Below are 24,015 nucleotides of genomic sequence, written 5' to 3' on the forward strand. Positions count from 1 at the left end.
AGTTACGCGTCTTGGCTTGACCTTTGGGACCCTCCTCGGGCCCCGTGGGGGGCCGATATTCTGTCGCCACTTGAATCACGGCAGCCGCGACGGGGGGGAGAGACGAGTTTGGGATTCCTTTCGCCCCTCCGGGGCTGCGGTTCAAGGTCCTTGGAGTTCCAGGGCCTTCCGGCCCTGGCTACAGCACGGCGGCCCTCCGGGCCTTGAGAGAAACATGTCGGCCCAGCGGGCCTTGAGACGGGGATTTTGAGCGGAGGGCGCTTGCCGGCGGCGTTGCGCGTGACGGGTTTCGACGGCCTGGACCAAGTCTTTGAAGTCGTCCTCAACGAAGGCGACGAAGTTGAACGAACCCAGGCTCTGGACGCCGCGGGAACGACTTGCGAAAGTTTAAGTGCCATTCGAGCTGCGGCCCCTCTTGCCATTCCGACCGCTCTTCCCCATGAACAGAGTAACCGAGCATGAGCAATTCCTATCCAACGACGAGGCGAACTTTCATGAGCACGCTGGGGCACGTCGGGACTGGCGCTGCTCTCGCCGGTCTTGCCGCGGCGCGGAGTCGGGCCGCTGTCGTAGCGCCTAGCGACCGGTTGCGCCTGGCTGTTGTCGGCATTCGCGGTCGTGGCGGCTACCTTGCACAGCAATTCGCCTCTCGACCGGACTGCGAGGTCGTGTATCTCTGCGACGTTGACGAATCATTGTTTCCGAATCGCATCGACGCCGTCGAGAAATCGCAGGGCATCAAGCCCAAGACGATCAAGGATTTTCGTCATGCCCTCGATGACAAGTCCATCGACGCCATCATCGTTGCGACGCCGGATCATTGGCACGCATTAGCGACCATTTGGGGATGCCAAGCCGGCAAGGATGTGTATTGCGAGAAGCCGGTCAGTCACTCTCCTTGGGAAGGAAGAAAGATGGTGGAGGCCGCGCGAAGGTACGACCGCATCGTGCAGGTCGGACTGCAGACCCGCAGCGGCGAGTACACGAAGCAAGCCAAGGCCTACATCGAGAGCGGGGAGTTGGGGAAACTGTACCTCGTGCGAGTCGTCAATCAGAAGGAATGGCTCAACCCGGCCGTCGTTCCCAGCACCGAGGCGCCCGCCGGTTTGAGCTGGGACATGTGGACCGGCCCCGCTCCCATGGCGGCGTACAACGAGAATCTGCACCGCTCTTGGACTCACTTCTGGAGATTTTCTGGCGGGGACATCGCCAATGACGCCGTCCATCAAATGGACGCTGCGCGCTATCTGATCGGCAAGCCGTACCCCGAGACCGTCTACTCGACAGGAGGACGCTACGGCAAGGAAGGCGCCTTCGAAACGCCCGACACCCAGGTTGCGGTCTTTCAGTACGACGACATGGTGATGACGTTTGACCTGACGCTTGACACTCCCTACATGATCAAGAGCGATCAGGAGCTGCGCGACAGCGAGACGATGTATCCGTATTGGATGCAGAACGCGGAACGGGTTGAATTGTACGGCAGCAAGGGGTTGATGGTGTTTGGTCGACACGGGGGCGGGTGGCAAGTCTACGATCGCCCCAGGAGTCGCAATCCGGTCGTGGCGAGTCAGGGGAACGGGCCCTTCCCGGATCTTGAGCACTTCCAGAACTTCTGCGATTCTGTTCGAAATCGAACCCTGCCGAATGCCGACATCGAGGAAGGACATCGAAGCACGTTCCTCTGTCAGGCGGCTAACATCAGCTATCGTCTTGGCGGGCGCAAGCTTGAAGTGGAATGGTCCACCGAGTCGTTCAAGGGTGACTCGGAAGCCAACGCCATGCTGAAGCGTGAGTACCGCGCGCCCTGGGTCGTTCCCGACATCGTTTAGCCGCCGGCCGCGCCGGGCATGACCGCGTGTGACTGCCGTTGGTCGCCCTCAAGCGCCAAAGCCCCGCAGAAATCCGCCGACTGGCGTCTGACAGAATGTCACTCAACGGTTAAACACCAGGGCCAGCGCACACTCACTTCCGTACCCGGTAAGGATTTGCATCAAGAAGTCGGGGCACCATCCGACCTCGCGTCGCGGACGGCTTGAGCAGGGCGGGCCAAGAGGTTTCCTCGTAGGGATTGGTTCTCAATGACTCGCACGGATCCGCAGCGGGCAGCGCCGGTTGTCCTCAAGGGAGTGCGTAAGCAAGAAGCCTTCCGCCAACCGTGGCCCCAAACCGGAGCGTCGCGTGGCGATGGGATGCTTCCTGCGACTGCGCCGCCCAGGTTGAGGACAACCTGGGCTACCCGAACTTACGCGACGTGGCTTGACCTTTGGGGCTCTCCTCGGGCCCGGTGGGGCCGACATTCTATCGCCACTTGAATCACGGCAGCCCCGACGGCGGGGCAGAGGTGAGTTTGGGATTCCTTTCGCCCCTCCGGGGCTGCGGTTCAAGGTCCTTGGAGTTCCAGGGCCTTCCGGCCCTGGCTACAGCACGGCGGCCCTCCGGGCCTTGAGAGAAACATGTCGGCCCAGTGGGCATTGAGGAACGTATCGCAGCAGCGGGCCTTGAGAAAAGTATCGGCGCAGCGGGCCGTGAGAAGCATGTTGGCCCAGCGGGCCTTGAGACGGGGGATTTTGAGCGGAGGGCGCTTGCCGGCGGCGTTGCGCGTGACGGGGTTCGAGGCAGCGGGGGTTGGTCGTTTGCCGGGGGCTGTCGTCCGTCGCTCGTCGTTGGGGGGGTTAAGCCTGGGCCGATGCAATCTGTTGGATCGTGCGGCAGGCTTGGTCGATTTGGGGGCTTGAGACGTCGAGGTGCGTCACGGCGCGGAGTTTTTGCGGGGCGATCGCGTTGATCAGGACTCCCGCGGCGGCGAGGCGGGCGCTGAGGTCGGCGGCCGTGCCGCGGGATTCGTCGATGCGGAAGATGACGAGGTTGGTGTCGACGCGCGGCGTGGCGAGCTCGAGGCCCGGCGTGTCGGCGATGGCTTGGGCGAGCCGTTGGGCGTGGGCGTGGTCCTCGGCGAGGCGCTCGACGTGATGTTCGAGGGCGTAGAGGGCGCCCGCGGCGAGGATGCCGGCTTGGCGCATGCCGCCCCCCAGGGCTTTGCGAACGCGGCGGGCGCGGGCGATCGTCTGGGCGTCGCCGCAGAGGGCCGAGCCGACGGGGGCGCCGAGGCCTTTGCTGAAGCAGACGCTGACGGTGTCGAAGTGCCGGGCCCAGTCGCGCGCCTCGACGCCGGTGGCGACGACCGCGTTCCACAGCCGGGCGCCGTCGAGATGCCGCTTGAGCCCCTGCTCGGCCGCCCAGCGGCAGACGCGCTCGAGGGCGTCGTACGGCATGACCGAACCGCCGCCCCGGTTGTGGGTCTGTTCGAGGGACACCAGCCGCGTGCAGGGGGTGTGGATTCCCGGCGGCCGGACGTGGGGGGCGAGCAGTTCGGGGGCGAGGACCTGGTCGGGGGTCGTCACCGGCCAGGCCGACAGTCCGAAGAACTGGGCGTAGGCGACCTGCTCGTAGCGGAGGACGTGCGACTCGGCCTCGATGAGGAATTCGTCGCCGGGGTTGCAGTGCATCCGCAGGCCGATTTGGTTGCTCATGGTCCCCGAGGGGACGAACAGGGCGGCCTCCATGCCCAATAGCTCGGCGACGGTTCGTTCCAGGCGGTTGACGGTGGCGTCCTCGCCGAAGACGTCGTCCCCGACCTCGGCGGCGGCCATGGCTTGGCGCATGGCGGGAGCGGGACGGGTGACGGTGTCGCTGCGGAGATCGATCATGGCGAGACGTCGCGCGGGGCGGAGGCTGGAGGGTTCGGCCCGGAGGGGGTAGGCTGGGGGCGCTTCGGGCCGATTGTAGTCGATCGGGGCGGGGCGGAAAGCGTGACGGAGATTGGGGAGTGATACCATTTGCGCCCATGGATGGGTGGCTGGGGTCGAACGAAGTGAGCCCCCAGAGGATCCCCTGGGGGCTCCGCTGCGCTGCGACCCCAGCCACCCATCAATTTGGCAAATGGGATCACTACCGGGGATTGAGGCGATTGGGGTTGGTTGTTCGCCGGGGGGTAGCGCCACTGAGGGCGCGGGACGACGGCGGGTTCGGTTGTTGTGGGAACTATGACGCTTGCGATTGCCAGGATTGATACGCGCGACCCCGCTGCGGCGGGGCAGATTGCGGCGTTGCGGGCGAAGCTGGCGCCCGAGGGGAACGTCGTCAGCGAGGCGGGACGCGCCAAGACGATCGAGGTCTTCGGCGAGCCGCTCGCCCCGGTGCAGGTCGTCGAGCGGATCTGCCGTGACGTGCGCGCGCAGGGGATCGAGGCCGTGTTGCGGTACACGGCGGCGCTCGACGGCAAACGGCTCGCGGCGAGCGAGTTGCGGGTGACGGCGGACGAGTTGGCCGCGGCCCACGCGGCGGCCGAGCCGGAGTTCCTGGCGACGGTGCGGCGGATTCGGGAGCGGATCCTGCGGTTCCAGACGGCGATCCTGCATCGCGACGTCACCGTGCCGATCGACCACGGCAGTTACCTGATGCAGCGTTACTTGCCGCTGAGGCGGGCGGGGATTTGCGTCCCCGGGGGGGCGGCGGCGTATCCGTCGACGGTGTTGATGACGGCCGTGCCGGCGCAGGCCGCGGGGGTCGAGGAGCTGGCGGTCGTGGCGCCGCCGACGCCGTTCGGCTCGTACAACCAGGACCTGTTGGCGACGTGCCACGAGCTGGGGATCGGCGAGGTGTACCGGATCGGGGGCGCCCAAGCCGTGGCGGCGCTGGCGTACGGGATCGAGGGGCTGCCGGCGGTCGACAAGATCGTCGGACCGGGGAACCTGTTCGTCGCGCTGGCGAAGAAGCAGGTGTTCGGCACGGTCGACATCGATTCGATCGCCGGGCCCAGCGAGGTGATCGTCATTGCCGACGCGTTCACGCGCGCGGACTTCACGGCGGCCGACTTGATCGCGCAGGCCGAGCACTCGCCGGGATCGGCGACGCTGATCACATGGCACGGGCCGCTGATCGACGCGGTGGCGGCGGAGTTGGAGTCGCAACTTGCGCGGTTGGAGCGGGGCGAGCTGACGCGGCAGGCGCTCGAGTCGTTCGGGGCGCTGGTGCTGGTTCGCGACGCCGACGAAGCGGTCGAGCTGGCCAACGAACTGGCGACCGAGCACCTGCATTTGGCCGGGCCGACGACGCAGGAACTGCTGCCGCGGATTCGTTACGCGGGGGCGATCTTCGTGGGTTCCAACAGCCCGGTGCCGGTCGGGGACTACGCGGCGGGGCCGTCGCACGTGTTGCCCACGGGGGCGACTGCCCGGTGGGCGAGCGGGTTGTCGGCGAACGATTTTCTGCGGTCCAACAGCGTGATCGACCTGTCGCGCAGCGGGCTGGCGGACATCGCCGCCGACGTGCTGTTGATGGCCGCGAAGGAAGGGCTTACCGGACACGCGGAGAGCGTGCGGTTGCGGATGGAGAAAGGGGAAGGAGGACGAGGCGATTGATTCGTGCGCGGCCAGAGGACGTATGACGGACCGTGTGAGGCTGCCGCCGTGGCCGACTGGCAACGCTATCGAGGTTGCGGGGTTTGGATTCCTGTCGCCCCTCCGGGGCTACGAACGAAGCTTCGCTGACTTTCCAGGGGCTTGCGCCCCTGGCTACAGTCTGTCGGCCCTCCGGGCCTAGTGGCTGTCCAAGGCTCGATAGCAATCATGTTTTGCAGCTTGCGACGATCGAACGGCTGGCAAGCGGGCGCCAAACGTTAAACGTTCATCACGAAACGTCAATCACCAATCGCATTCCCCCTATGTTCCTTCCCCACGTCACAGCGATGAGCGGCTACGTCCCCGGCGAACAGCCGCGCGAGGGGGACGTGGTCAAGCTCAACACGAACGAGAACCCGTATCCGTGTTCGCCGACGGTGAAGGCGGCGATCGGGCGGGTGTGTCAGGCCGGGCTGCAGAAGTACCCCGACCCGGCGGCGACCGAGTTTCGCGCAGCGGCCGCCGAGTTGTTCGCCGCCGACGTGCCGGGGATCACGCCGGAGTGGATCGTGTGCGGCAACGGCAGCGACGATTTGCTGACGATCGTCACCCGGGCGTGCGTCGGGGCGGGAGATCATGTGCGGTTCCCGCGGCCCAGCTACGTGCTGTACGACACGCTGGCGGCGATTCAGGGGGCGAAGTGCGACGTGGTCGATTTCGAGCCGGATTGGACGCTCGGTCCGCGGTTCGTGACGCCTTGCGACAAGCTGCGGCTGGCGTACTTGCCGAATCCCAACAGCCCGTCGGGCACCGTGTTGGCGCCGGCCGAGGTCGGGCGAATCGCCGCCGCCCTCCCCTGCCCCTTGATCGTCGACGAAGCGTACGCCGACTTCGCGGAGGAAAACTGCCTGCGGTTGGTCGCGGAGAACCCGCGGGTGATCGTGACCCGCACGCTGAGCAAGAGCTACGCCCTGGCCGGGCTGCGGTTCGGGTTTGCGATTGCCCAGCCGCAGGTGATCGCAGAGTTGGTCAAGGTGAAGGACTCGTACAACTGCGATGCGCTGGCGATCGCCGGGGCGACCGCGGCGCTGCGCGACCGCCCGTGGTTCGATCGGACCCGGGCCGCCGTTCTGGCGACCCGCGAGCGGCTGCTCGCCGAGTTGCGTCGCCGGGGGTTTGCGTGCGTCGACTCGCAGGCGAACTTCGTCTGGTGTCGTCCCCCCGGGGGATCGCCTCGGGGGCTCTATGAATCGCTCAAGCGGGCGAATATCTTGGTTCGCTACATGCCGTACGGCGACTGGGGGGACGGGCTCCGCGTGACCGTGGGAACCGACGCCCAGATCGACGTGCTGCTGGCGAAGCTCGACGAGTTGATTTAGCGGCGTCACGCCGACTCGCATCTTGCGGTTCGCTCCGCGCACCCTCATCGCGTGAAGTGGTTTATGGCTGAGTTGTTCACGGTCGGCTCGCTCGTGGCGTTTGCGACGCTGGCGATTATGGAGATCGTGCTGGGGATCGACAACGTCGTGTTCCTGGCGATCCTGACCGGCAAGCTGCCGGAGCACCAGCAGCCGAAAGCGCGAACGACGGGGCTGGCCCTGGCGGCCGCGGGGCGGATTGCGCTGTTGTTCGCGATCTCGTGGGTCATCACGCTCGACAAGTCGGTGCTGTTCGAGTTGCCGTTCGACATGCCGAGCGGCGGGCACGGCAGCGCGGCGCCGGCCGAGCATTCCGAGGACGGCGTCGCGATCGATCGGCCGGGGATGACGCCGATCACCGCCAAGGACCTCGTGTTGTTGCTGGGAGGGATGTTTCTGTTGGCCAAGGCGACCTGGGAGATCGGACACCAGATGGACTCCGACCACGGGACGAACGGAGGCAAGGCGGCGGCGTCGTTCGGGGCGGCGCTTGCGCAGATCGTGGCGATCGACATGGTGTTTTCGCTCGATTCGGTCCTGACGGCCGTCGGCATGGTGCGACCGGAGGATTACTCGGCGCGGTGGATTCCGCTGTCGATCATGATCGCCGCGGTCTTGGCTTCGATCGCGGTCATGCTGGCGTTCAGCGGCCCGATTTCGCAGTTTGTGAACAATCATCCCAGCGTCAAGATGCTCGCTTTGGCGTTTCTGATTTTGATCGGGATGGTGTTGGTTGCCGAGGCGCTGCACACGCACGTGCCGCGGGGATACGTGTACTTTGCGATGGGGTTCTCGCTGTTGGTGGAGACGCTGAATCTGCGAGCCGCTGCGGCGCGGGCCAGGCAGGCGACGCACGGGACGCCCGCCTGATTTCCCGGCGCCGCCGGCGCGGTGCGTCTCACCCTGACTCGTCTGGAGCGGAGGTTGTCATGTCGACGCGGCTGTGCGTGCCGGTTCGTTGGATGCGGCGTCGAGCGAGGTCGCTGTCGCTGGTTGCGGCGGGCGTCCTGGGGGCTGCGATTCCGCCGGCCTGGGCGACGGAGCCGGTCGTGATTCAGGTCGACGCGGCGGCGGCCAAGCCGATCAGCCCCGACCTGTTCGGCATCTTCTTCGAGGACATCAACTACGCGGCCGACGGCGGACTGTACGCCGAGTTGGTTCAGAACCGTTCGTTCGAGTACCGTCCGACGGAACAACGGGGTTGGAATCCGCTGACTTCGTGGGAGCTCGTCCAGCGCGGCGGGGGGCGGGGGGCGCTGCACGTCGACGCCGGGCGACCGCTCCATCCGAACAATCCCCACTACGCGGTCGTCGACGTGCAGCACGTCGGCGGCGGGGTCGGCGTCAGCAACCCAGGCTTCGACGGCATCGTGGTCCGCAAGGGGGCCGCGTACGATCTGTCGCTGTTCGTACGGCAGTTGTACGTCGAGCGACGCTGGGGAGGTCCGCCGTTCGGGGCCGACGACGCGTTCTCGCTGACGGCGCAGCTTGAAGACGCCGCCGGCGCCGTCCTGGGCCAGACCACGCTGAGTTACTCGGGGACGGACTGGCAGCGGGTCGCCGGCGAAATCGTCGCCGACGCCGATTGCGACGCCGCGCGGTTGGTCGTGCTGTTCTCGACGCAGGGGGGCGCAGCGATCGACGTCGTGTCGCTCTTTCCGCGCGAGACGTTTCGCGGACGCGCCAACGGATTGCGGAAGGATCTGGCCGAGACGATCGCGGCGCTGGCGCCGAAGTTCGTGCGGTTTCCCGGCGGGTGTCTGGTGCACGGCAACGGGCTGCCGAACATGTATCGCTGGAAGGACTCGATCGGCCCGATTCACGAGCGGCGCGAGCAGCCAAACCTGTGGGGCTATCACCAGACGCTCGGGCTGGGGTACTTCGAGTACTTTCAGTTTTGCGAGGACGTCGGCGCCAAGCCGTTGCCTGTCGTGCCGGCCGGGGTGAGTTGCCAGAACTCGGGGTACACGGCCGGCCGCGGGCAGGAGGGTTTGCCGATGGCCGAAATGGCCGCGTATCTCCAGGAAGTGCTCGACCTGATCGAGTGGGCCAACGGCCCCGCGACGTCGGAGTGGGGCGCCAAGCGGGCCGCCGCGGGGCATCCCGACCCGTTCGGGCTCGAGTACCTGGGGGTCGGCAACGAGGAGCACATCACCCCGGCGTTCGAGGAGCGGTTTCGAGCGATTGAGAAAGTCGTTCGCGAGAAACACCCCGAGATTGTCCTGATCGGCACGGTCGGACCGACTCACTCGGGCCGGGATTACGACGAGGGATGGCGAATCGCGAACGCGCTCAAGTTGCCGATGGTCGACGAGCACTATTACGAGTCGCCGCGGTGGTTCGTCGAGAACTTGCAGCGATACGACAAATACGATCGAGCGAAGTCGGCCGTCTACCTCGGCGAGTACGCGGCTCACGATGAAGGCCGCCGGTCGACGCTGCGTTCGGCTTTGGCCGAGGCGGCGTACTTGACTCACCTGGAGCGGAACGGCGACGTCGTGCGGCTCGCCTCGTACGCCCCGCTGTTGGCGAAGGAGGGACGCACCCAGTGGCGGCCCGACCTCATCTACTTTTCGAACACGTCGGTTCGACCGACGATCAACTTCGAGGTGCAGAAGCTGTTCGGCGTGAATGCGGGAGATCGCTGGCTGGCGACGACGGTCGAGGGCGCCGAGTCGGCGGACGTGGCGGTTTCGAGCGTTCAGGACTCGTCCACGGGGGCGATCGTGTTGAAGATCGTCAATCGGGCCGTCGAGTCGCGGTCGCTGGTCGTTCGCGGAGCGGCGCTCGCCGCAGGCCGGGCGACGTGCACGGTGTTGGCCGGTTCGCCCGATGCGGTCAACGGCAGCGACCCGGCCGAGGATCTCAAGCCGACGACGACGGACATCGCCGTCGGACCGTCGTTCGGGTACGAGGCGCCGGCCTCGTCGCTGACCGTATTGCGGCTCGAGTGAGTCGGCGCCAACCGCGTGCGGCTTAGCGGCGATACTCCATGCCGAACTGCAGGCCGTGGTAGAGGAGCGTTTCGCCGTTGTAGTCGGGGATCGGAAACGCGTTCGCCGCGAGCCCGACGCGGTCGACCACGAGCACTTGGTATCCGGCGCGGAGCGCGAAGCAGGGATTGAGCCGCAGTGCGAGGGCGGCGCCCGCCTCGCCCGTGAAGGCGGTGTCGGTGAAGTTGCGCTTCGTCCCGGTCGTGACGGAGGTGCTTGCCTCTGAGAATTCGTTCTCAGGCGTGTCGATGTCGTCGATTGTGTAGACGGTCGTGAACGTGGTGAAGCGCGTACGGACCCGCTGGTTGTTGAGATAGACGCCCGTGTTGGCGAAGGCCTCGAAGGAGAGCCAGCGGTTAAGATTCCACGCGTCGCGGAACGTGCCGATCTGGAACCCGATGAGGCGGTTGTCGATCATCCTCGTGTCGATTTCGTCGATGAACGGACCGCTCGTGCTGGGGCCCGAGACGGGGGGCGAGAGGGCCTTGGCCACGGTCAGCCGGTCTTCCAGGTTCTCGTCGATCTCGACGTACCGCACCCCGCCGAACACGCGCCACGCGGTTTGCGTGGCGGGGATGAAGTTGATCTCCAGCGAGTTGTAATTGGATTCGTAATCGAAGGTGCGCGTATCGCCGGCAACGGAGTAGCTGGCGTAGCCGGTGAAGTCGTTCACCCCTTCGTAACCGACCTGCAGCCCGTAGCCGTGGCAATTGTACCCGGTGACGAAGAGGCGGGCCCCGGCGGCGACGTCGAAGGTGTCGGTGAAGTCGGGCGCCACGCCGGCCAGCGCCGTGAACGGAGCCCAGTCGTTGCGATCGCGGGTGAGCACGATCCCGTCCAGTTCGACCTGCAGGTGGGGCCCGACGCACCAGTTGTCGCATCGGCCCGGGCCTTCGATGTACGGAAAGAGCGCGGTGTTGCAGCCGCACCGATTGAAGAAGCCCGCTGCTCCTCCTCCGCCGCAACTGCTGCACGCGGAACCGCTTGCCGGGTACGGGTCGTAGGGGGCGAAGACCTCGGGCGCGGCGACGAGTCCGCCGTACGGGGTCGACTCGTACGCCGGCGCCGTCCCCGGGAAGTACTCCTCGGCCGTGACGGCGGAGGAGTCGCCCGTGATCGTCGATTGAGCCCGCCCCGCGGCGTTCGGCCAGAGGCTGCTCGCGATGGCGGCGGCGAGAACCAGCGATTTCGTCATGCGACCGGTTCTCCGGGAGCGGATGCGGCGTGGGGCGACGGATTGTACGGGGCTGCCGGGTGAGCGCGATTGCGCGGCTCTTGCGGAAAGATCGGCCTGCTCTGCGGGGGTGCGTCAGCAGGAAGGCCCAGGCCGGCAAAGTCGCCCCAGATTCTCGTCCTCAGGATGGCTGGGAAATGAGCGATTGCCTGTCGGGGCGTTCCGGTTGCGCCGGTTGCGGGGTTGGCGCCGGCGGCGGAGCGAGAAATCGCCCTGTTTGTCGCCTGGGACGGACGTTGCGTTTCCGCAACGCGGGGTAATGTTTCGCAGGTCCGCATATCTTGCCTGATCGCGCGAACTTCTCGCGGCGAGGGCCAAACCCCAATCGCGGGCCGACCTCCCCAGGGACCTTGCGATGAACATGCCCCTCGTACGTGACGCCGCCGCGTGGGCCATTTGGCGCTTGGCTGCGGCGGCCATGTTGGCCGTCTGCGTGGCTGCCGCCGCCTCGGCCCAGTACTGCACCCCCGACCAATGCGACGAATGCAGTCTCTGCGACATGCGCCTGGACTGCTGCCACGAGGCCCCCGAGCTGTGGCTGGTCAACACCCGCTGCCTGCCGCGATGCAGCAATCTCGATCAGGCGTTTGAGCGGATTTCGATCAAGCGCTGGGACCCTTCGTGCCGGCGGTTCGTCGACGAGACGGTCGATTCGTTCATTGCCCAAGAGGCGTCGATGCCGACGCTGTTTTTCGCCCACGGCAACACGCTGAAGCACAAGGGAGCGATGGAGCAGTGTTGGCAGGTGTACAACAAGATGCGCTGCTGCCCGGGGCAGAAGCGGCTGGTGTTCTGGTCGTGGCCGGCTCAGGTCGTTTACAAGCGACCGATCCTGCGGCCTCGAGAATTGGTGCTCAAGAACCTGCGGATCAAGTTCGTGTACTCCGAGTATCAGGGGTACTACATGGCCAAGTTCCTGGAGCGCATGAGTTACTCGCAGCGGGTGACCGTCGGCGGGCACAGCTACGGCGGCATCATCGCCGCGGCGGCAGGGCATTATCTCGGCGGCGGCAGCCTTCGGGGGCTCACTCTGGCCGGGGGCTCGCCGACGCTGCATCCTAATTTCCGCATCGCCAACATCTCGGGGGCGTTCGACAACGACGCGATGAATCTCGACGGCCGCTACGGCCAGGCGTTCATCGCCGCCGAGAAGGTCCTCAACACCCGCAACAGCACGGACAAAACGCTCGACAACTGGCCGAAGGTGTCGTTCCGCGGCCGGCGTGCGATCGGGGTCACGGGGATCAACGCGAACTTGCTTGGCGAGCACGCATCGAAGCTGTGCCAAATCACGATGACCCGCGACGTGGGCCGCAGCCACTACATCGAGCCCCACCTCAGCAGCCGGCGGCTGGTGAATCTGCTTTGCTGCTTCACCTTCCCCGAGTGCACGGCCTGCGCCCTGGCGAAGAAAGAGGCCGGCGAAGCCCCGTTGGCCGCCGACGCGGCGGACGACGACCAAGTTCCTCGCATGCCCGGCGAATTCGCGGCGGGCAACAGAGAGGGACGCGAGCTGGCGATCGACGAGGCCTACGCAGGCGTCGACGGACCGCTGGGGGGGCTGTTCCGCCGCGGGCGATAGTGGTCTGACGCCGATTGCGGGCGTCGGATCGCTAACGACAAGTTGAACCGAATGCGGAGCCCCGGCGACCCCGGGGCTCCGCTTTTTTTGCGGAACCGAGCTACTGCGCCGCAATCGGCTGGCGGGCGTCGATCGTCGTGAAATAGCCGTTGGTAAGGAAGCTGAGCGTCGCGGTACGGACTTCCTTGTAACGGGCCATAAGCTGGTGGATGCCGCCGACTTGGACGAAGTCGCTGGCGCCGGCGAGCTTCGAGGTTTCGATCGTCAGCAAACCGTCGTCGTCGCCGGGGACGCCGGGGAGGTAGCCTTGGTCGTCGCCGCGGCCGCCGACGATGACCCCGAACTCGAAGTCGGGCGTTGCCAAGCGCTTTTCCAATTCGGGCCAGCCCTTGGTCGGAGCGAGTTCGTCGACCGGTTCTCCCGCGGCCATCTGCACGATCTTCATGTCGCCGATCCGGTCGGCGATCTCGGCGCCGTGGTTGGGGGGCGAGATCATCACCATCCGCTCGTACGAGACCTCGGGACGCATGGCCGGGGTCAATCGCGACATGTCGTACAAGTACCGACGCACGACGATGTTGCCCATGCTGTGGGCGACGAAGCTGATCCGTTTGGTCCCTTCGAGATGGCGGACGACGCTGTCGAGCGACGCCGCGAATTCCTCGATCTTGCCCATGGTCGAGGGGTAGCCGAAGTTGACGACGGGGTATCCCCCCTGCTCTTCGAGGTAATCGGCCAGCCCCTGCATGTAGCCCGGTCCGGCGCCCAGACCGTGGAGCACGATCACCACATGCTCGGGCATGGGGCCGAGGTTCTGCTCGCGCTTGATCTCCGCGAGCTTCGCCAGACAGGCGTCAAACGACCCGAAGGTGATCCGCGGCCGGCCGGTCGTCAGTTGGATCAGCCGATAGTGGCCGATCAGGGCGTGTTTTTCGATGCGGTAGTCGTGAAAGGCGACCTCGGTGGACCACACGAACCCGCTGCCGGCGGTGGGGGCGCCGCTCTTGAGGAGCCCGGCGAGAGGGCCGTCGGCCCGGGCCGCTTGAGCGGCGCCGGCGACGCTTGCGATCCACAAGCACCAGGCAGCGATTCGGAAGCGAGTCATGGCAGCTTTCTGGCAGAAATCTTGCCGGAGAGGGGAGGCGCCCGTCTCGAATTCTAGCGGCTGCCGGGGCCCAGCGCAACCTCGATACGGGCAAGCGGCCTTCCCGGTTCAAAGCGCGACGCCCGAAAGGCACGAAGCGTCGGCACTATCGAGATGTGACAATATTGTCTTCGACTCTCGGGAAAGCGGCTCCGACGATTGGCGAGGTCGCTTGCTCAAGTTACGCTAACCACTATGAACGCCAGCACTTACGAGTTCGACGTGATCGTGATCGGCGCCGGCCATGCCGGGGCCGAGGCGGCGCTGGCTGCGGCGCGGCTGGGCGCCCGAACGGTCCTGTTGACCGCCAATTGCGACACTGTCGGCCAGATGAGCTGCAACCCCGCGATCGGCGGGGTCGGCAAGGGGCAGATTGTCCGCGAGATCGACGCCCTGGGGGGCGCCATGGGGCGAGCGATCGACGCGACCGGCATCCAATTTCGGATGCTCAACCGGCGCAAGGGGCCTGCGATGCACGGCCCTCGGGCTCAGGCCGACAAGAAGCGGTATCAAGCCGAGGTGAAGCGGATCGTCGAGGAGCAGCCCGGGCTGACCTTGAAGCAGGAGATCGTCGAGGACCTGCTCGTCGAATCGACGGCGGCTTCGACTGCGCGAGAGGGCGCGGACGTCGATCCGGGAGCGTGCGTGCGCCGGATCGTCGGGGTGCGCGTGCGCGGCGATGCGAGCTATCGCGCCCGGGCCGTCGTCCTGACCACCGGCACGTTCCTGCAGGCGCTGATGCACACGGGCGAAGCGCAGACCCCCGGCGGCCGCGCCGGCGAGGGGACCACCGGCGGCATCAGCGCCGCGCTAGCCCGCGAAGGAATACGGCTCGCACGGTTCAAGACCGGCACTCCGCCGCGGCTCAACGGCCGCACGATTGACTACGATCGCACCGAGCTGCAGCCGGGGGACGACGTCCCGCAGCCGTTTTCGTTTCTCACCGATCGGCTCGAGGTCGAGCAGCTTCCCTGCCACGTCACGTACACGAACGAAGCGGTCCACGAACTGATCCGCGCAAACCTGTCGCGGGCGCCGATGTACAGCGGGCAGGTCAAGTCGAGCGGTCCGCGCTACTGCCCGTCGATCGAAGACAAAATCGTTCGCTTTGCCGACAAGACGCAGCATCAGTTGTTCCTGGAGCCCGAGGGGCGCGACACCCGCGAGGCGTACGTCAACGGCGTCTCGACGAGCCTGCCGCGCGACGTGCAGGATGCGATGATGCGATTGATCCCGGGGCTCGAGCGGGCCGAGATCATGCGGTACGGCTACGCGGTCGAGTACGACTACGCCCCGCCGGATCAGTTGCGGACCAATCTGGAATCGAAGCGCATCGAGGGCTTGTTCTTCGCCGGGCAGATCAACGGCACGACCGGCTACGAGGAGGCGGGAGCCCAGGGTCTGCTCGCCGGGGCCAACGCGGCGCTGGCCGTCGCGGGACGCGATCCCCTGGTGCTGTCGCGCGAGCAGGCGTACATCGGCGTGCTGATCGACGACCTCGTGACCGCAGGGGTCGACGAGCCGTACCGCATGTTCACCAGCCGGGCCGAATATCGACTGCTGCTGCGGCAGGACAACGCCGATCGGCGGCTGACCCCGTTGGCGGCGGAGTTGGGGCTGGCCGAGCCGGAGCGGATCGTCCGGTGGCGCGAGAAGACGCAGCAGATTGACCAGCTTGCCGCGCTGCTGCAGACCACGCGGCGCGACGGGGCGACGCTCGACAAGATCCTGCGTCGTCCGGAGTCGACGTGGGAGGACGTGGCGCCCTATGTCCCCCGTGCTGCCGAGTTTTCCCCCGCCGCAATTGATCAGGCGGTGTGGGACGCCAAGTACGCCGGCTACATCGTTCGGCAGGAGGTCGACGTCGAGCGGCAGCGTCGCCTGGCCTTCAAGCGAATTCCCGCGAGCTTCGACTATCGGCGGCTCGCGCAGTTGCGGGCCGAGGCGCGGGAGAAGTTCGAGCGGGTCCGCCCGGTCGATCTCGCCCAAGCGAGTCGCATCAGCGGGATCACCCCCGCGGACATCGCCCTGGTGATGGTCCACCTTGACGCCAAGTCGCCGGCGGCGAGTTCGTGAGTTAGGGCGTTTTCGGCAGTTCAGGGCGGGAGGAAGACCGCAACGGGCATCGCCGACAACGGGCTTCGGCGCGGCAAAAAAATCGATGTTCGCTCCCCTGGAATTGGCGTAAGTTTAATTGGATCAACGTGTTAGGTCGAATCAAGCGATGTTGACTCGATTGCCGGCGCCGTTATAATTCCCGCAGTTGGCAAGCCAGGAAAACCTGGAAGACACGGAGGACGTTGCCGTCTGAACAGCTTTGCACCTTTGCGGTGTCGGGCGTGATTTCCGGAGTTTACGCATCCCAGGTCCCCTGGGGGCGTTTTCTCGCAGTCGGCAGGGACGACCGCTGTCTTTTTGGGTTCGGAACTTGTTGGTTCTTGACCTGGTTGCGGCAACCGCCGCTCGCCGGTCCGCCTTCGCGGCAGGGATCGTGCCGGCGTCAGTCGGCGTGAGAGCGAGTTCGCGTTCCCCCCCGGCGGATCCCACGCCAGACCGGTGCACACCCGCGCCCCAACCATCGGCTAAGGAGAGAGGTGGTTTCACCATGAAGACCGTATTCACCACCGGCGAAGCGGCGAAGATCTGCAAGGTCAGCCAGCAAACGATTATTCGCTGTTTCGATTCGGGGCAACTCAAGGGGTTTCGCGTCCCCGGCAGCCGGTTTCGCCGCATCCCCCGCGACCAGTTGTACACCTTCATGCGGGACAACGGGATCCCGACCGACGCCCTGGACAGCGGCAAGCGCAAGGTGCTGGTCGTCGACGACGACGAGGATCTCGTCGAGTTGATCTGCGACGCCCTGGAACGCGACGGGCGATTCGACGTCCGGAGCGTCAACAACGGCTTCGGCGCCGGGATGTTGATCAAGGAGTTTCGGCCTGACATGGTCGTGCTCGACGTCATGCTGCCGGACATCAACGGCAAGGAAGTCTGCACGCTGGTCCGCAGCGACAGCACCATGGACGACGTGCGGATCATCTGCATCTCGGGCATGGTCGAGGCCGACAAGGTGCAGGCCCTGCGCGACGCGGGGGCCAACGACTTCATGCAGAAGCCGTTCGACGTCGATCATCTCATCGACCGCATGTGCCAGCTCTTGGAGCTGGAAAGCGCCCCGATGAAGTAACGCCGGCTCGGGGAGTTTGACGCTTCATTCACCGCAGAGGGCACAGGGACCGCGAGTCGCCGAAGGCTCATGCGACGGCGTCTCGTCGAGCGTCGGTGCGTTCGGCTCAGGCGCGTCTCGGGGCATTTCTTCCCGTCCTCGGCGGCGGAGTCCCTTCTGTCTGCGGTTCCTTCGACGACGCGACTGCCATGAGCGACCAAGTAGCTCCCGCTGCGGCGAGCGTCGATGCCGAGCGGTTGGCCGCGCTGCGTGAGTTGGCCTACGGCGCGAGCCACGAGATCAACAATCCGCTGGCGAACATCTCGGCCCGCGCGCAGGCGCTCTTGCGCGACGAGCCGGATCCCGAGCGGCGGCGAACGCTGGAATCAATCCAGCAGCAGGCGCTGCGGGCGCATGAGATGATTTCAGATCTCATGCTGTTCGCCCGGCCGCCGGCGTTGGCGCTCGAGCCGGTCTGTCTGGCCTCGCTGGTGCGCCGGCTGGGGGGGGAACTGCTGGGGGAGTGTCGGCGTCGCGGGGTGCGGCTCGACCTCGACCTTCCCGCGGAGGGGCTGGTCGTCGACGGCGATCCCGAACAACTCGCCGAGGCGGTGCGGGCCCTGCTGGTAAACGCGCTCGAGGCGAGCAGCCCCGACGGGCGAATCACGGCGACCGTGACTCTGGAGGCCAGCGAAAGCTGCGGGACGGCTGTGGCGCGGATCGAGGTCGCCGACCAGGGGCGCGGACTCTCGCCGCGGGAACTTGTGCACGCGTTCGACCCGTTTTTCTCGGGGCGCGAGGCGGGCCGCGGATTGGGCTTTGGATTGCCCAAGTGTTGGCGTATCGTGACGGCTCACGGCGGCGACGTCGCCCTCGCCGCGGCGCCGACCGGCGGCGTGGCGGCGACGCTGAGGCTTCCTTGCGGCTGAGGGACAGATTGAGGGGGGCGACCGGCGAGACGTCGCCCCTGTCCGTCGGACGTTCGTCGTACCCCCCTTTCCCCCCCTCGCCGATCACTAACCGCCAATCGCTCTTCCTCCGCCATGGGCAAAGTCAACGAAACCATTCGCACCGTCAACAGCGCCGTACGGACGCTGCTGTTCGCGGCGCTGTTGCTCGGGGCGGGATTCGCGGGGTGGAAGGGGTATTCGCTCTACAACGAGCCGCAGGAGAAGCTGGCTGAGAAGCAGCGCGAACTCGACTCGATCCAAGCGAAGCTCGCCGGCGCCGAGTCGACGGTGGCCAGCCAGCGCACGGCGATCGAAACGCTCGAAGCCGACGTCGCCGCCAAGGCCGCACAGGTCGCCAAGCTCGAGACGTCGAATCGCCTGCTGAAGATGCGGAGCCGCATCGCCCGGATCAAAGTGATCGAGCAGATCCAGAACGACTCGTCTGAGCGGCCGCGGACGAGGATCGAGTTTTTCGAGGTCAACGACGACGGGGCCCCGGTCGACGAGCATCGACAAGAGTTCACCCTCGAAGGGGATCGGGTGTACGTCGAGTGCCTCGTCGCCAAGTTCGACGACAAGTACGTCGAGGAGAAAGACCTCGATCGCGGGACGGCGATCTGCCTGTTTCAGCGGATCTTCGGCGAATATCAGGAGCCGCAGCAGGGGTTCAAGATCGAGGCGTCGCGGACGAGCCCCACGTCGTACGCCCGCGGGGGGGAGGCCTCGGAGTTCGAGAAGCGAATCTGGCGGGACTTCGCCCTGTTGGAGAACGACCCGCAGCAGGCGGCGGAGCTAGGCGTCCGCGCCGCACACGCCGACGCCCCGTCGATCCGGCTCAAGGAGGGGGGCGAATACGAGCTCGAACTCCGTTCGACCGGCGAGTTCACGCTGCGGGCGCTGCGCGACGGGCGATAGGGCCCGGCGCCGTTTACCAATCGCGCCCCGTCGCCGCTCGCGCCGGTTGGTAGGCCTGGGCGAGGTTCGGCTGGTAGCACGTTGCGCGGCAGTGCTGCTGCGGGGCCCAGCGGGCGCCCAGGTCGCTCAGCGACTCCGACGAACCGGCGAACAGCCAGCCCTCGGGCGTCAGCGTCGCGGCCAGTTTCTCGAACAGTTTTGCCCGGTCTTCGGCATTGAAATAGATCGCCACGTTGCGGCAAAAAACCACGTCGAACGGCCCCAGCCCCGTGAACGGTTCGTGCAGGTTGCGCACCGCGAACGAGCACATCGAGCGAATCGAGTCGCGAACCAGCCAGGAGTCCCCCTGGTCGATGAAGTATTTGTCGCGGTAGGCGACGTCGAGCCCGCGGCTGATTTCCAGCTTGTTGTAGACCCCGCGACTGGCCTGGGCGACGGCCGCGGGAGAGATGTCGGTGCCGAAGACTTTGAAGTCCCAATTCTGGTAATCGTACACGACGTCGGCGAACGCCATGGCGATGCTGTACGCCTCCTGTCCGGTGCTGGAGGCCGCGGACCAGATGCGCAGTCGGCGGGGATTCAGGCTCTTCGCCTTGCCGTCGATGACGTGCGGGATCACCTTATGGCGCAGGGCTTCGAAGGGGGACGTATCGCGGAACCAGAGCGTTTCGTTGGTCGTGACCGCGTTGATCACTTCCTCGCGCAGCCCCGGCAGCGCCGCGGCGCGGACCTTGCGCACCAGATCGGCGTAGTTGGCGCAAGAGGTTTTGCGAACCAGTTGCGACAGCCGCGACTCGATGAGGTAGGCCTTCGAGGCGTCCCAGTAAATTCCGCACAAATCGTCGACCAGTCCGCAAACGGCGTCGATGTCCTCGGGGGTCACGTTGCTCATACTGCGGCCTCCACGGTCGCCGCGGAGACGAGGCTAGGAACAATGCGATCGAGGGGCTCGACCTGGTCGACCAGTCCGGCCTCGAACACGCTCTTGGGCATGCCGTAGACGACGCAGGTCGCCTGGTCCTGGGCGATGATGCGGGCGCCGCGCTCGCGCAAGTGCCGGCAGCCGATGGTTCCGTCGTCGCCCATGCCGGTCAGAATGACTCCCAGCGCTTCGGGTCCGAAGTGGGAGGCGAGCGAACGGAACAAGTAGTCGACCGAGGGCTTGCAGTGACGTTCAGGCGGATCGTCGGTGATCTGAATGACGGGGCGCCCGGTGAGCATCGAGACCCTCATTTGCTTCCCGCCCGGAGCGATGAAGATCTTGCCGGGCTCGGCTACGCAGCCGTCGTACGCCTCCAGCACTTCGAGCCGGCATGACCGATTCAGGTCTTCGGCCAGGCTCTTGGTGAACATCGGGGGCATGTGCTGCACGATGACGATCGGGCAGGGAAAATCCCCCGGGATGCGCGGCAAGATGCGGCTCAGCGCGGCAGGGCCGCCGGTCGAGACGCCGATGCCGACGATCTTGGGAGTCGCGAACTTGCCTGCGCGCTCGGCGGGTCTCGGCGGGGGCGCCGGCTGGGGCGGTTCGATGCGCACCCGGCGGTGGCCGATCGTCGAGGCGATCGCCGCGACCTTCGGCTCCAATTGACGTCGCAGTTGTTCGGCGTTGGCCGCCGGTTGTGCGGCATGCGGTTTCAGCACGAAGTCGAAGGCCCCCAACTGCAATGCGGCGCTGGTGGCCTGAGCGCCGGTCGAGGTCTGCGAGCTGATCATGACGGCTTTGACGTCCAGGTCGCGAACGGCCAGCTCGCGCAGGAGCCCGAGACCGTCGAGTTCCGGCATCTCGAGGTCGAGCGTGATGAAATCGGGGCGATCGTCGACGATCCGTTCCAATGCGGCGCGACCGTTGGCCGCGGTCCCGACGACCTCGACTCCGGGAATCTGTTGCAGCACCTCGCGGACGATCTTGCGGAACAGGGCCGAGTCGTCGACGACGAGGGCTTTCAAGGGTTGTTCAGGGGGCGTCATGGGAGTCGATCAGGGAGAGGCGTATTCAAGAGGATCATCCCCGGCGAAGCGATCGCGTCGATGAAAAACAGCCGGCGTGCGACGCTTGGGCGCCGCACGCCGGCTCGATTCACGTCACGTCTCCGCCGGCGTGCCGCAGAGACGTTCCGACTCAGACCTGGAACTGACCGACCAAGGTCTGCAGTTCCTCGGCGAGCGTGCTGAGCACGGTTCCGGCTTCCTTGGTCTGCAAGGCGGCCTCCGAGGTTTGCTTGGCCCCCTGGTCGACCCCGGTGATGTTCACCGTGATCTCCTGGCTGGCCGAGGCGCTCTCGTTGACGCCGCGCGACACGGTGTCGGCCGCGCTGGCGGTTTCCGAGACGCTGACGGCGATCTGCTTGGTCGTGGCGCTTTGCTCCTCGACCGCGGCGGCAATCGTCCGGCTGACCTCGTTGACGTTGTTGATGACCTCGGTGATCTCGCGGATCGCGGAGACGGCCTCGCTGGTCGACCCTTGAATCCCCTCGATCCGGCGGCGGATGTCGTCGGTGGCGGTGGCGGTCTGTTTGGCCAGTTCCTTGACCTCGGTCGCGACGACCGCGAAGCCCTTGCCCGCTTCGCCGGCCCGCGCGGCCTCGATCGTGGCGTTCAGGGCCAGCAGGTTCGTCTGCTCGGCGATGTCCTGAATCACCTCGATGACCTTGCCGATCTCGTCCGCCGCGATGCCCAGCCCGCCGACCTTGTCGTTGCTGACGGCGGCCAGGCGAGCGGCCTCGCTGGCGACCGCGGCCGACTGTTCGGCGTTCTTGGCGATCTCGTTGATGGTGGCGGTCATCTGCTCAGTCGAGGCGGCCACCGTGCGGACGTTGCTCGACATTTCCTCGGTCGAGGCGGCCATGGTCCGCATGTTCGCCGACATCTCCTCCGCCGCGGCGGCCACGGTGGCCGACTGCGTGGTGGTTTCGTCGGCTCCGCTCGAGAGCTGCACCGCGGTGGCCGACAGTTGCGTCGACGTGCTGGCCAGCCGGCCGGCGTTCGCGGCGAGCTTGGTCATGACGTCGCGGAGGTTGGCGCCCATCGCGTTGACCGCCTCGGCGATCTTGCTGAAGGTGCTGAAGACCTCGCGAGTGTCGTCTTCCGGAGCGGTGACGTCGTAGCTGACGTTCAAGCGGCCCTGGGCGATGTCGCCCAGCACGGTCGACAGCTTGACCACTTCGGAGGCTTGGAACTCGCCGACCTTCTGCTCGCGAATCTGCCGCTTCCGTGCTTCAGTGACGTCGGACCACACCAGGGTGTTGCCGACGTAGTTGCCGGCGGAATCGAGTTGGGCGGCGACGTTCAAGTCGAAGGTCAAGGGGCCGACCTGGATGTCGGTCCGATAGGGCAAATTGCTCGGATCGGAGAGCAGCTTGCGCTGGTGGCTGGGGTTCTCGTGGAACTGGTCGATGTTGGCGCCCAGGACCTTTTGCGGATCGAACCACGACCAGATCGAGCGGAACACGTCCTGATGACTCTTGAGCAATTGCTCGGTCGCTTTGTTGAGATAGGTCACCGTGAAATCGCGGTCGATCATCATGTACGCCGAATCGGAGTCGTCGACGACCGCCTGCAGCTTGAGGGCGGCGTTTCTGGCGAAGACAGTCTGCGTGATATCGCTGGCGTACTTGACGACCTTCGTGACTTTTCCGCTTGCATCAAACACGGGGTTGTAGGACGCCTGGATCCAGATCTCTTTGCCTCCCTTGCCGAAGCGACGGTATTCCCCGGCGTCAAATTCTCCGCGGCTCAGCTTCGCCCAGAAAGCGGAGTAGGCCGAGGAGTTGACGTATTCCGGCTCGCAGAACATGCGGTGATGCCGTCCCTTGATTTCGTCGAGCGTGTAACCCAAAGCGTTCAGGAAGTTGTCATTGGCCGTGACGATCGTTCCGTCTGGCGTGAACTCGATGGCGGCCTGCGACTTGTCGATCGCCGAGATCTTGCCTTCGTAATCGGCCGCCTTTTCGGTGAAGGTGGTCAATTCGTCAAGCAGCGTGTTGAGGCTGCCGGCCATCTGACCGAGGTCGCCGCCGGTCGTCGTGATCACCTTGTGCGTGTAATCGCGGTTCGTAGCGGCGTTGAGCGAGTCGGTTGCTTGCACAATGATGCGGCTCATCGACTGGGCGACGAACCAAGCGCCGATCGGGATGATCGCCAAGGCGCCCAGCACGGTCAGCAGGCAGGTGTTCTTCAGGGCGTTGCTGGTCGCAAGGGCTTCGTCGCACGCGACGCGGACCATCACGTTCCACTTCATGCCGGGAAAGCCGAGGGCGCCGCGGAGCGGAGCGAAGCCGGCCGTTTGATAGATTCCCTTGCGAGCGTGGAACGATTTGGCGATCCCGCCGGCTTCGCCGGCGACGACCCGTTGGGCGGATTCGACCCCCTTCTCGGCAAGATTGAACTTGCCGATGATCGTCATGTCGCGTTTGACGTCCTCGCTGCCGGCGGTTTTCGGATCGTAGTCGACGATGACGTTGCCGTCCTTGTCAAGTAACGTCAACTCGGCGCTGGCCATGCTTCGGGTTTTGAGGTTTTGGTAGCTGGCCAGGAAGATTTCCTCGACGAGGCTGAACTTCGCGACGTTCTTCCAGACGGCGATAACCTTTCCTTCAGAATCATAGACAGGAGCAGTGAAGCCTAGCGCAAGGGCTTCGTCGTTGTACGCGCGCTTCGCAAATTCGTCGACGTACAAGTGTTCGACGACGGTGCCGTCGGCCAGGCTGTCGTCAGTCCGGTAAAATCGTCCGTCGATGGCGTCTTTGAACCAGTTAGCCTGAGCGAACTTCTGATCGTACAGCCAAGTCGTGTCGATCGGCTTGCCGTCGGCGTCGGCGTTGTTTACGGCAATGACCTTGCCGTCGAGATCGACGAGGATCGTCAGGTAGTAAATGTCGTACAGATCGACGTAGCGATTCATCGCCGCGACGATCGGGTTCTCTTCGGGCGACTTGCCCCAGTTGTCCTGGTTGCGAACGGCGTCGTTGGCGCCGAACGCTTGGACGTCGCCGTAACGCTCGAACAGGTTGCGGTCGATGCGGTCGGCGATCGATTCGGCAATTCCGGCAAACTCGGAGCCGATGTTCGCGGCGATTTGGTTGCCCGCGCCCCACGTGATGTAGGTGAGCACGGCCAACGGCGCCAGCGCAAAGCCGCAGCACGCCAGAATCAGCTTTGTGCGAAAGTTCAGGTTGGACAGTCGCGGTACTCGCATTGCAGAACTCCAAG

Annotated in this window: 16 protein-coding genes; 10 read left to right on the forward strand and 6 right to left on the reverse strand. The window is 65.7% G+C overall.

Going from position 1 to position 24,015, the window contains the following annotated elements; genetic code table 11:
• Positions 1 to 458 precede the first annotated feature (458 nt).
• On the forward strand, positions 459 to 1,832 hold the full coding sequence (locus KF688_02985; protein ID MBX3424623.1) for a Gfo/Idh/MocA family oxidoreductase: 1,374 nt from the start codon (positions 459 to 461) through the stop codon (positions 1,830 to 1,832).
• Between the two features lie 843 nt (positions 1,833 to 2,675).
• Here KF688_02985 and KF688_02990 read toward each other — a convergent pair.
• Positions 2,676 to 3,710 carry a low specificity L-threonine aldolase gene (locus tag KF688_02990; GenBank protein ID MBX3424624.1) on the reverse strand — a complete coding sequence of 345 codons (1,035 nt, stop codon included), beginning with the start codon at positions 3,708 to 3,710 and terminating at the stop codon, positions 2,676 to 2,678.
• 336 nt (positions 3,711 to 4,046) lie between these two features.
• Here KF688_02990 and hisD point away from each other — a divergent pair, with 336 nt between their 5' ends.
• The 4 genes from hisD (at position 4,047) to KF688_03010 (ending at position 9,774) form a co-directional block, all read left to right on the forward strand.
• The gene (gene hisD / locus KF688_02995; protein ID MBX3424625.1) at positions 4,047 to 5,423 is read left to right on the forward strand and encodes a histidinol dehydrogenase; all 1,377 of its coding nucleotides are present in this window, start codon (positions 4,047 to 4,049) and stop codon (positions 5,421 to 5,423) included.
• Positions 5,424 to 5,749: 326 nt separating this feature from the next.
• Positions 5,750 to 6,781: a histidinol-phosphate transaminase gene (gene hisC, locus KF688_03000; GenBank protein MBX3424626.1), complete on the forward strand. Its 1,032-nt coding sequence runs from the start codon at positions 5,750 to 5,752 to the stop codon at positions 6,779 to 6,781.
• A gap of 63 nt (positions 6,782 to 6,844) precedes the next feature.
• Positions 6,845 to 7,690, forward strand: a complete 846-nt coding sequence (locus tag KF688_03005; GenBank protein ID MBX3424627.1) for a TerC family protein — start codon at positions 6,845 to 6,847, stop codon at positions 7,688 to 7,690.
• Between the two features lie 59 nt (positions 7,691 to 7,749).
• Positions 7,750 to 9,774 (forward strand): hypothetical protein, encoded by a 2,025-nt coding sequence (locus tag KF688_03010; protein ID MBX3424628.1) that lies wholly within the window; start codon positions 7,750 to 7,752, stop codon positions 9,772 to 9,774.
• A gap of 22 nt (positions 9,775 to 9,796) precedes the next feature.
• On the opposite strand, the gene KF688_03015 is transcribed toward KF688_03010, so the two are convergent.
• Positions 9,797 to 11,008 (reverse strand): BBP7 family outer membrane beta-barrel protein, encoded by a 1,212-nt coding sequence (locus tag KF688_03015; protein MBX3424629.1) that lies wholly within the window; start codon positions 11,006 to 11,008, stop codon positions 9,797 to 9,799.
• Between the two features lie 394 nt (positions 11,009 to 11,402).
• On the opposite strand from KF688_03015, the gene KF688_03020 reads away from it, so the two are divergent.
• On the forward strand, positions 11,403 to 12,629 hold the full coding sequence (locus tag KF688_03020) for a hypothetical protein (GenBank protein MBX3424630.1): 1,227 nt from the start codon (positions 11,403 to 11,405) through the stop codon (positions 12,627 to 12,629).
• A 100-nt stretch (positions 12,630 to 12,729) separates the two neighbouring features.
• Here the strand turns inward: KF688_03020 and KF688_03025 are convergent, their stop codons facing one another.
• Complete coding sequence (locus tag KF688_03025; GenBank protein ID MBX3424631.1) at positions 12,730 to 13,734, reverse strand: hypothetical protein; 1,005 nt, start codon at positions 13,732 to 13,734, stop codon at positions 12,730 to 12,732.
• A gap of 234 nt (positions 13,735 to 13,968) precedes the next feature.
• Between KF688_03025 and mnmG the strand changes: the two genes are divergently transcribed.
• The 4 genes from mnmG to KF688_03045 all read left to right on the forward strand — a co-directional run bounded on the left by mnmG (position 13,969) and on the right by KF688_03045 (position 18,804).
• A complete protein-coding gene (gene mnmG, locus KF688_03030) occupies positions 13,969 to 15,849 on the forward strand; it encodes a tRNA uridine-5-carboxymethylaminomethyl(34) synthesis enzyme MnmG (protein ID MBX3424632.1) in 1,881 nt (626 codons plus the stop codon).
• A gap of 529 nt (positions 15,850 to 16,378) precedes the next feature.
• Positions 16,379 to 16,960, forward strand: a complete 582-nt coding sequence (locus KF688_03035; protein ID MBX3424633.1) for a response regulator — start codon at positions 16,379 to 16,381, stop codon at positions 16,958 to 16,960.
• Between the two features lie 188 nt (positions 16,961 to 17,148).
• On the forward strand, positions 17,149 to 17,868 hold the full coding sequence (locus KF688_03040; protein MBX3424634.1) for a HAMP domain-containing histidine kinase: 720 nt from the start codon (positions 17,149 to 17,151) through the stop codon (positions 17,866 to 17,868).
• Between the two features lie 114 nt (positions 17,869 to 17,982).
• Positions 17,983 to 18,804: a hypothetical protein gene (locus tag KF688_03045; GenBank protein ID MBX3424635.1), complete on the forward strand. Its 822-nt coding sequence runs from the start codon at positions 17,983 to 17,985 to the stop codon at positions 18,802 to 18,804.
• A 13-nt stretch (positions 18,805 to 18,817) separates the two neighbouring features.
• Here KF688_03045 and KF688_03050 read toward each other — a convergent pair whose 3' ends face one another.
• From KF688_03050 to KF688_03060, 3 genes are all read right to left on the reverse strand, one after another.
• Complete coding sequence (locus KF688_03050; protein ID MBX3424636.1) at positions 18,818 to 19,696, reverse strand: protein-glutamate O-methyltransferase CheR; 879 nt, start codon at positions 19,694 to 19,696, stop codon at positions 18,818 to 18,820.
• Positions 19,693 to 20,775, reverse strand: coding sequence for a chemotaxis response regulator protein-glutamate methylesterase (locus tag KF688_03055; protein ID MBX3424637.1), 1,083 nt, complete (start codon positions 20,773 to 20,775; stop codon positions 19,693 to 19,695). Before KF688_03055 ends, KF688_03050 begins: the two co-directional genes overlap by 4 nt.
• Positions 20,776 to 20,926: 151 nt before the next feature.
• Positions 20,927 to 24,001 carry a PAS domain-containing protein gene (locus tag KF688_03060; GenBank protein MBX3424638.1) on the reverse strand — a complete coding sequence of 1,025 codons (3,075 nt, stop codon included), beginning with the start codon at positions 23,999 to 24,001 and terminating at the stop codon, positions 20,927 to 20,929.
• Positions 24,002 to 24,015: the final 14 nt, after the last annotated feature.

Source organism: Pirellulales bacterium (assembly GCA_019636345.1).
Taxonomy (GTDB): domain Bacteria; phylum Planctomycetota; class Planctomycetia; order Pirellulales; family Lacipirellulaceae.

Bases quoted from the DNA above. Each gene is read 5' to 3' on its own strand.
- KF688_02985 (MBX3424623.1), top strand. From the start codon at position 459: ATGAGCAATTCCTATCCAACGACGAGGCGAACTTTCATGAGCACGCTG.
- KF688_02990 (MBX3424624.1), bottom strand. From the start codon at position 3,710: ATGATCGATCTCCGCAGCGACACCGTCACCCGTCCCGCTCCCGCCATG.
- hisD (MBX3424625.1), top strand. From the start codon at position 4,047: ATGACGCTTGCGATTGCCAGGATTGATACGCGCGACCCCGCTGCGGCG.
- hisC (MBX3424626.1), top strand. From the start codon at position 5,750: ATGAGCGGCTACGTCCCCGGCGAACAGCCGCGCGAGGGGGACGTGGTC.
- KF688_03005 (MBX3424627.1), top strand. From the start codon at position 6,845: ATGGCTGAGTTGTTCACGGTCGGCTCGCTCGTGGCGTTTGCGACGCTG.
- KF688_03010 (MBX3424628.1), top strand. From the start codon at position 7,750: ATGTCGACGCGGCTGTGCGTGCCGGTTCGTTGGATGCGGCGTCGAGCG.
- KF688_03015 (MBX3424629.1), bottom strand. From the start codon at position 11,008: ATGACGAAATCGCTGGTTCTCGCCGCCGCCATCGCGAGCAGCCTCTGG.
- KF688_03020 (MBX3424630.1), top strand. From the start codon at position 11,403: ATGAACATGCCCCTCGTACGTGACGCCGCCGCGTGGGCCATTTGGCGC.
- KF688_03025 (MBX3424631.1), bottom strand. From the start codon at position 13,734: ATGACTCGCTTCCGAATCGCTGCCTGGTGCTTGTGGATCGCAAGCGTC.
- mnmG (MBX3424632.1), top strand. From the start codon at position 13,969: ATGAACGCCAGCACTTACGAGTTCGACGTGATCGTGATCGGCGCCGGC.
- KF688_03035 (MBX3424633.1), top strand. From the start codon at position 16,379: ATGAAGACCGTATTCACCACCGGCGAAGCGGCGAAGATCTGCAAGGTC.
- KF688_03040 (MBX3424634.1), top strand. From the start codon at position 17,149: ATGAGCGACCAAGTAGCTCCCGCTGCGGCGAGCGTCGATGCCGAGCGG.
- KF688_03045 (MBX3424635.1), top strand. From the start codon at position 17,983: ATGGGCAAAGTCAACGAAACCATTCGCACCGTCAACAGCGCCGTACGG.
- KF688_03050 (MBX3424636.1), bottom strand. From the start codon at position 19,696: ATGAGCAACGTGACCCCCGAGGACATCGACGCCGTTTGCGGACTGGTC.
- KF688_03055 (MBX3424637.1), bottom strand. From the start codon at position 20,775: ATGACGCCCCCTGAACAACCCTTGAAAGCCCTCGTCGTCGACGACTCG.
- KF688_03060 (MBX3424638.1), bottom strand. From the start codon at position 24,001: ATGCGAGTACCGCGACTGTCCAACCTGAACTTTCGCACAAAGCTGATT.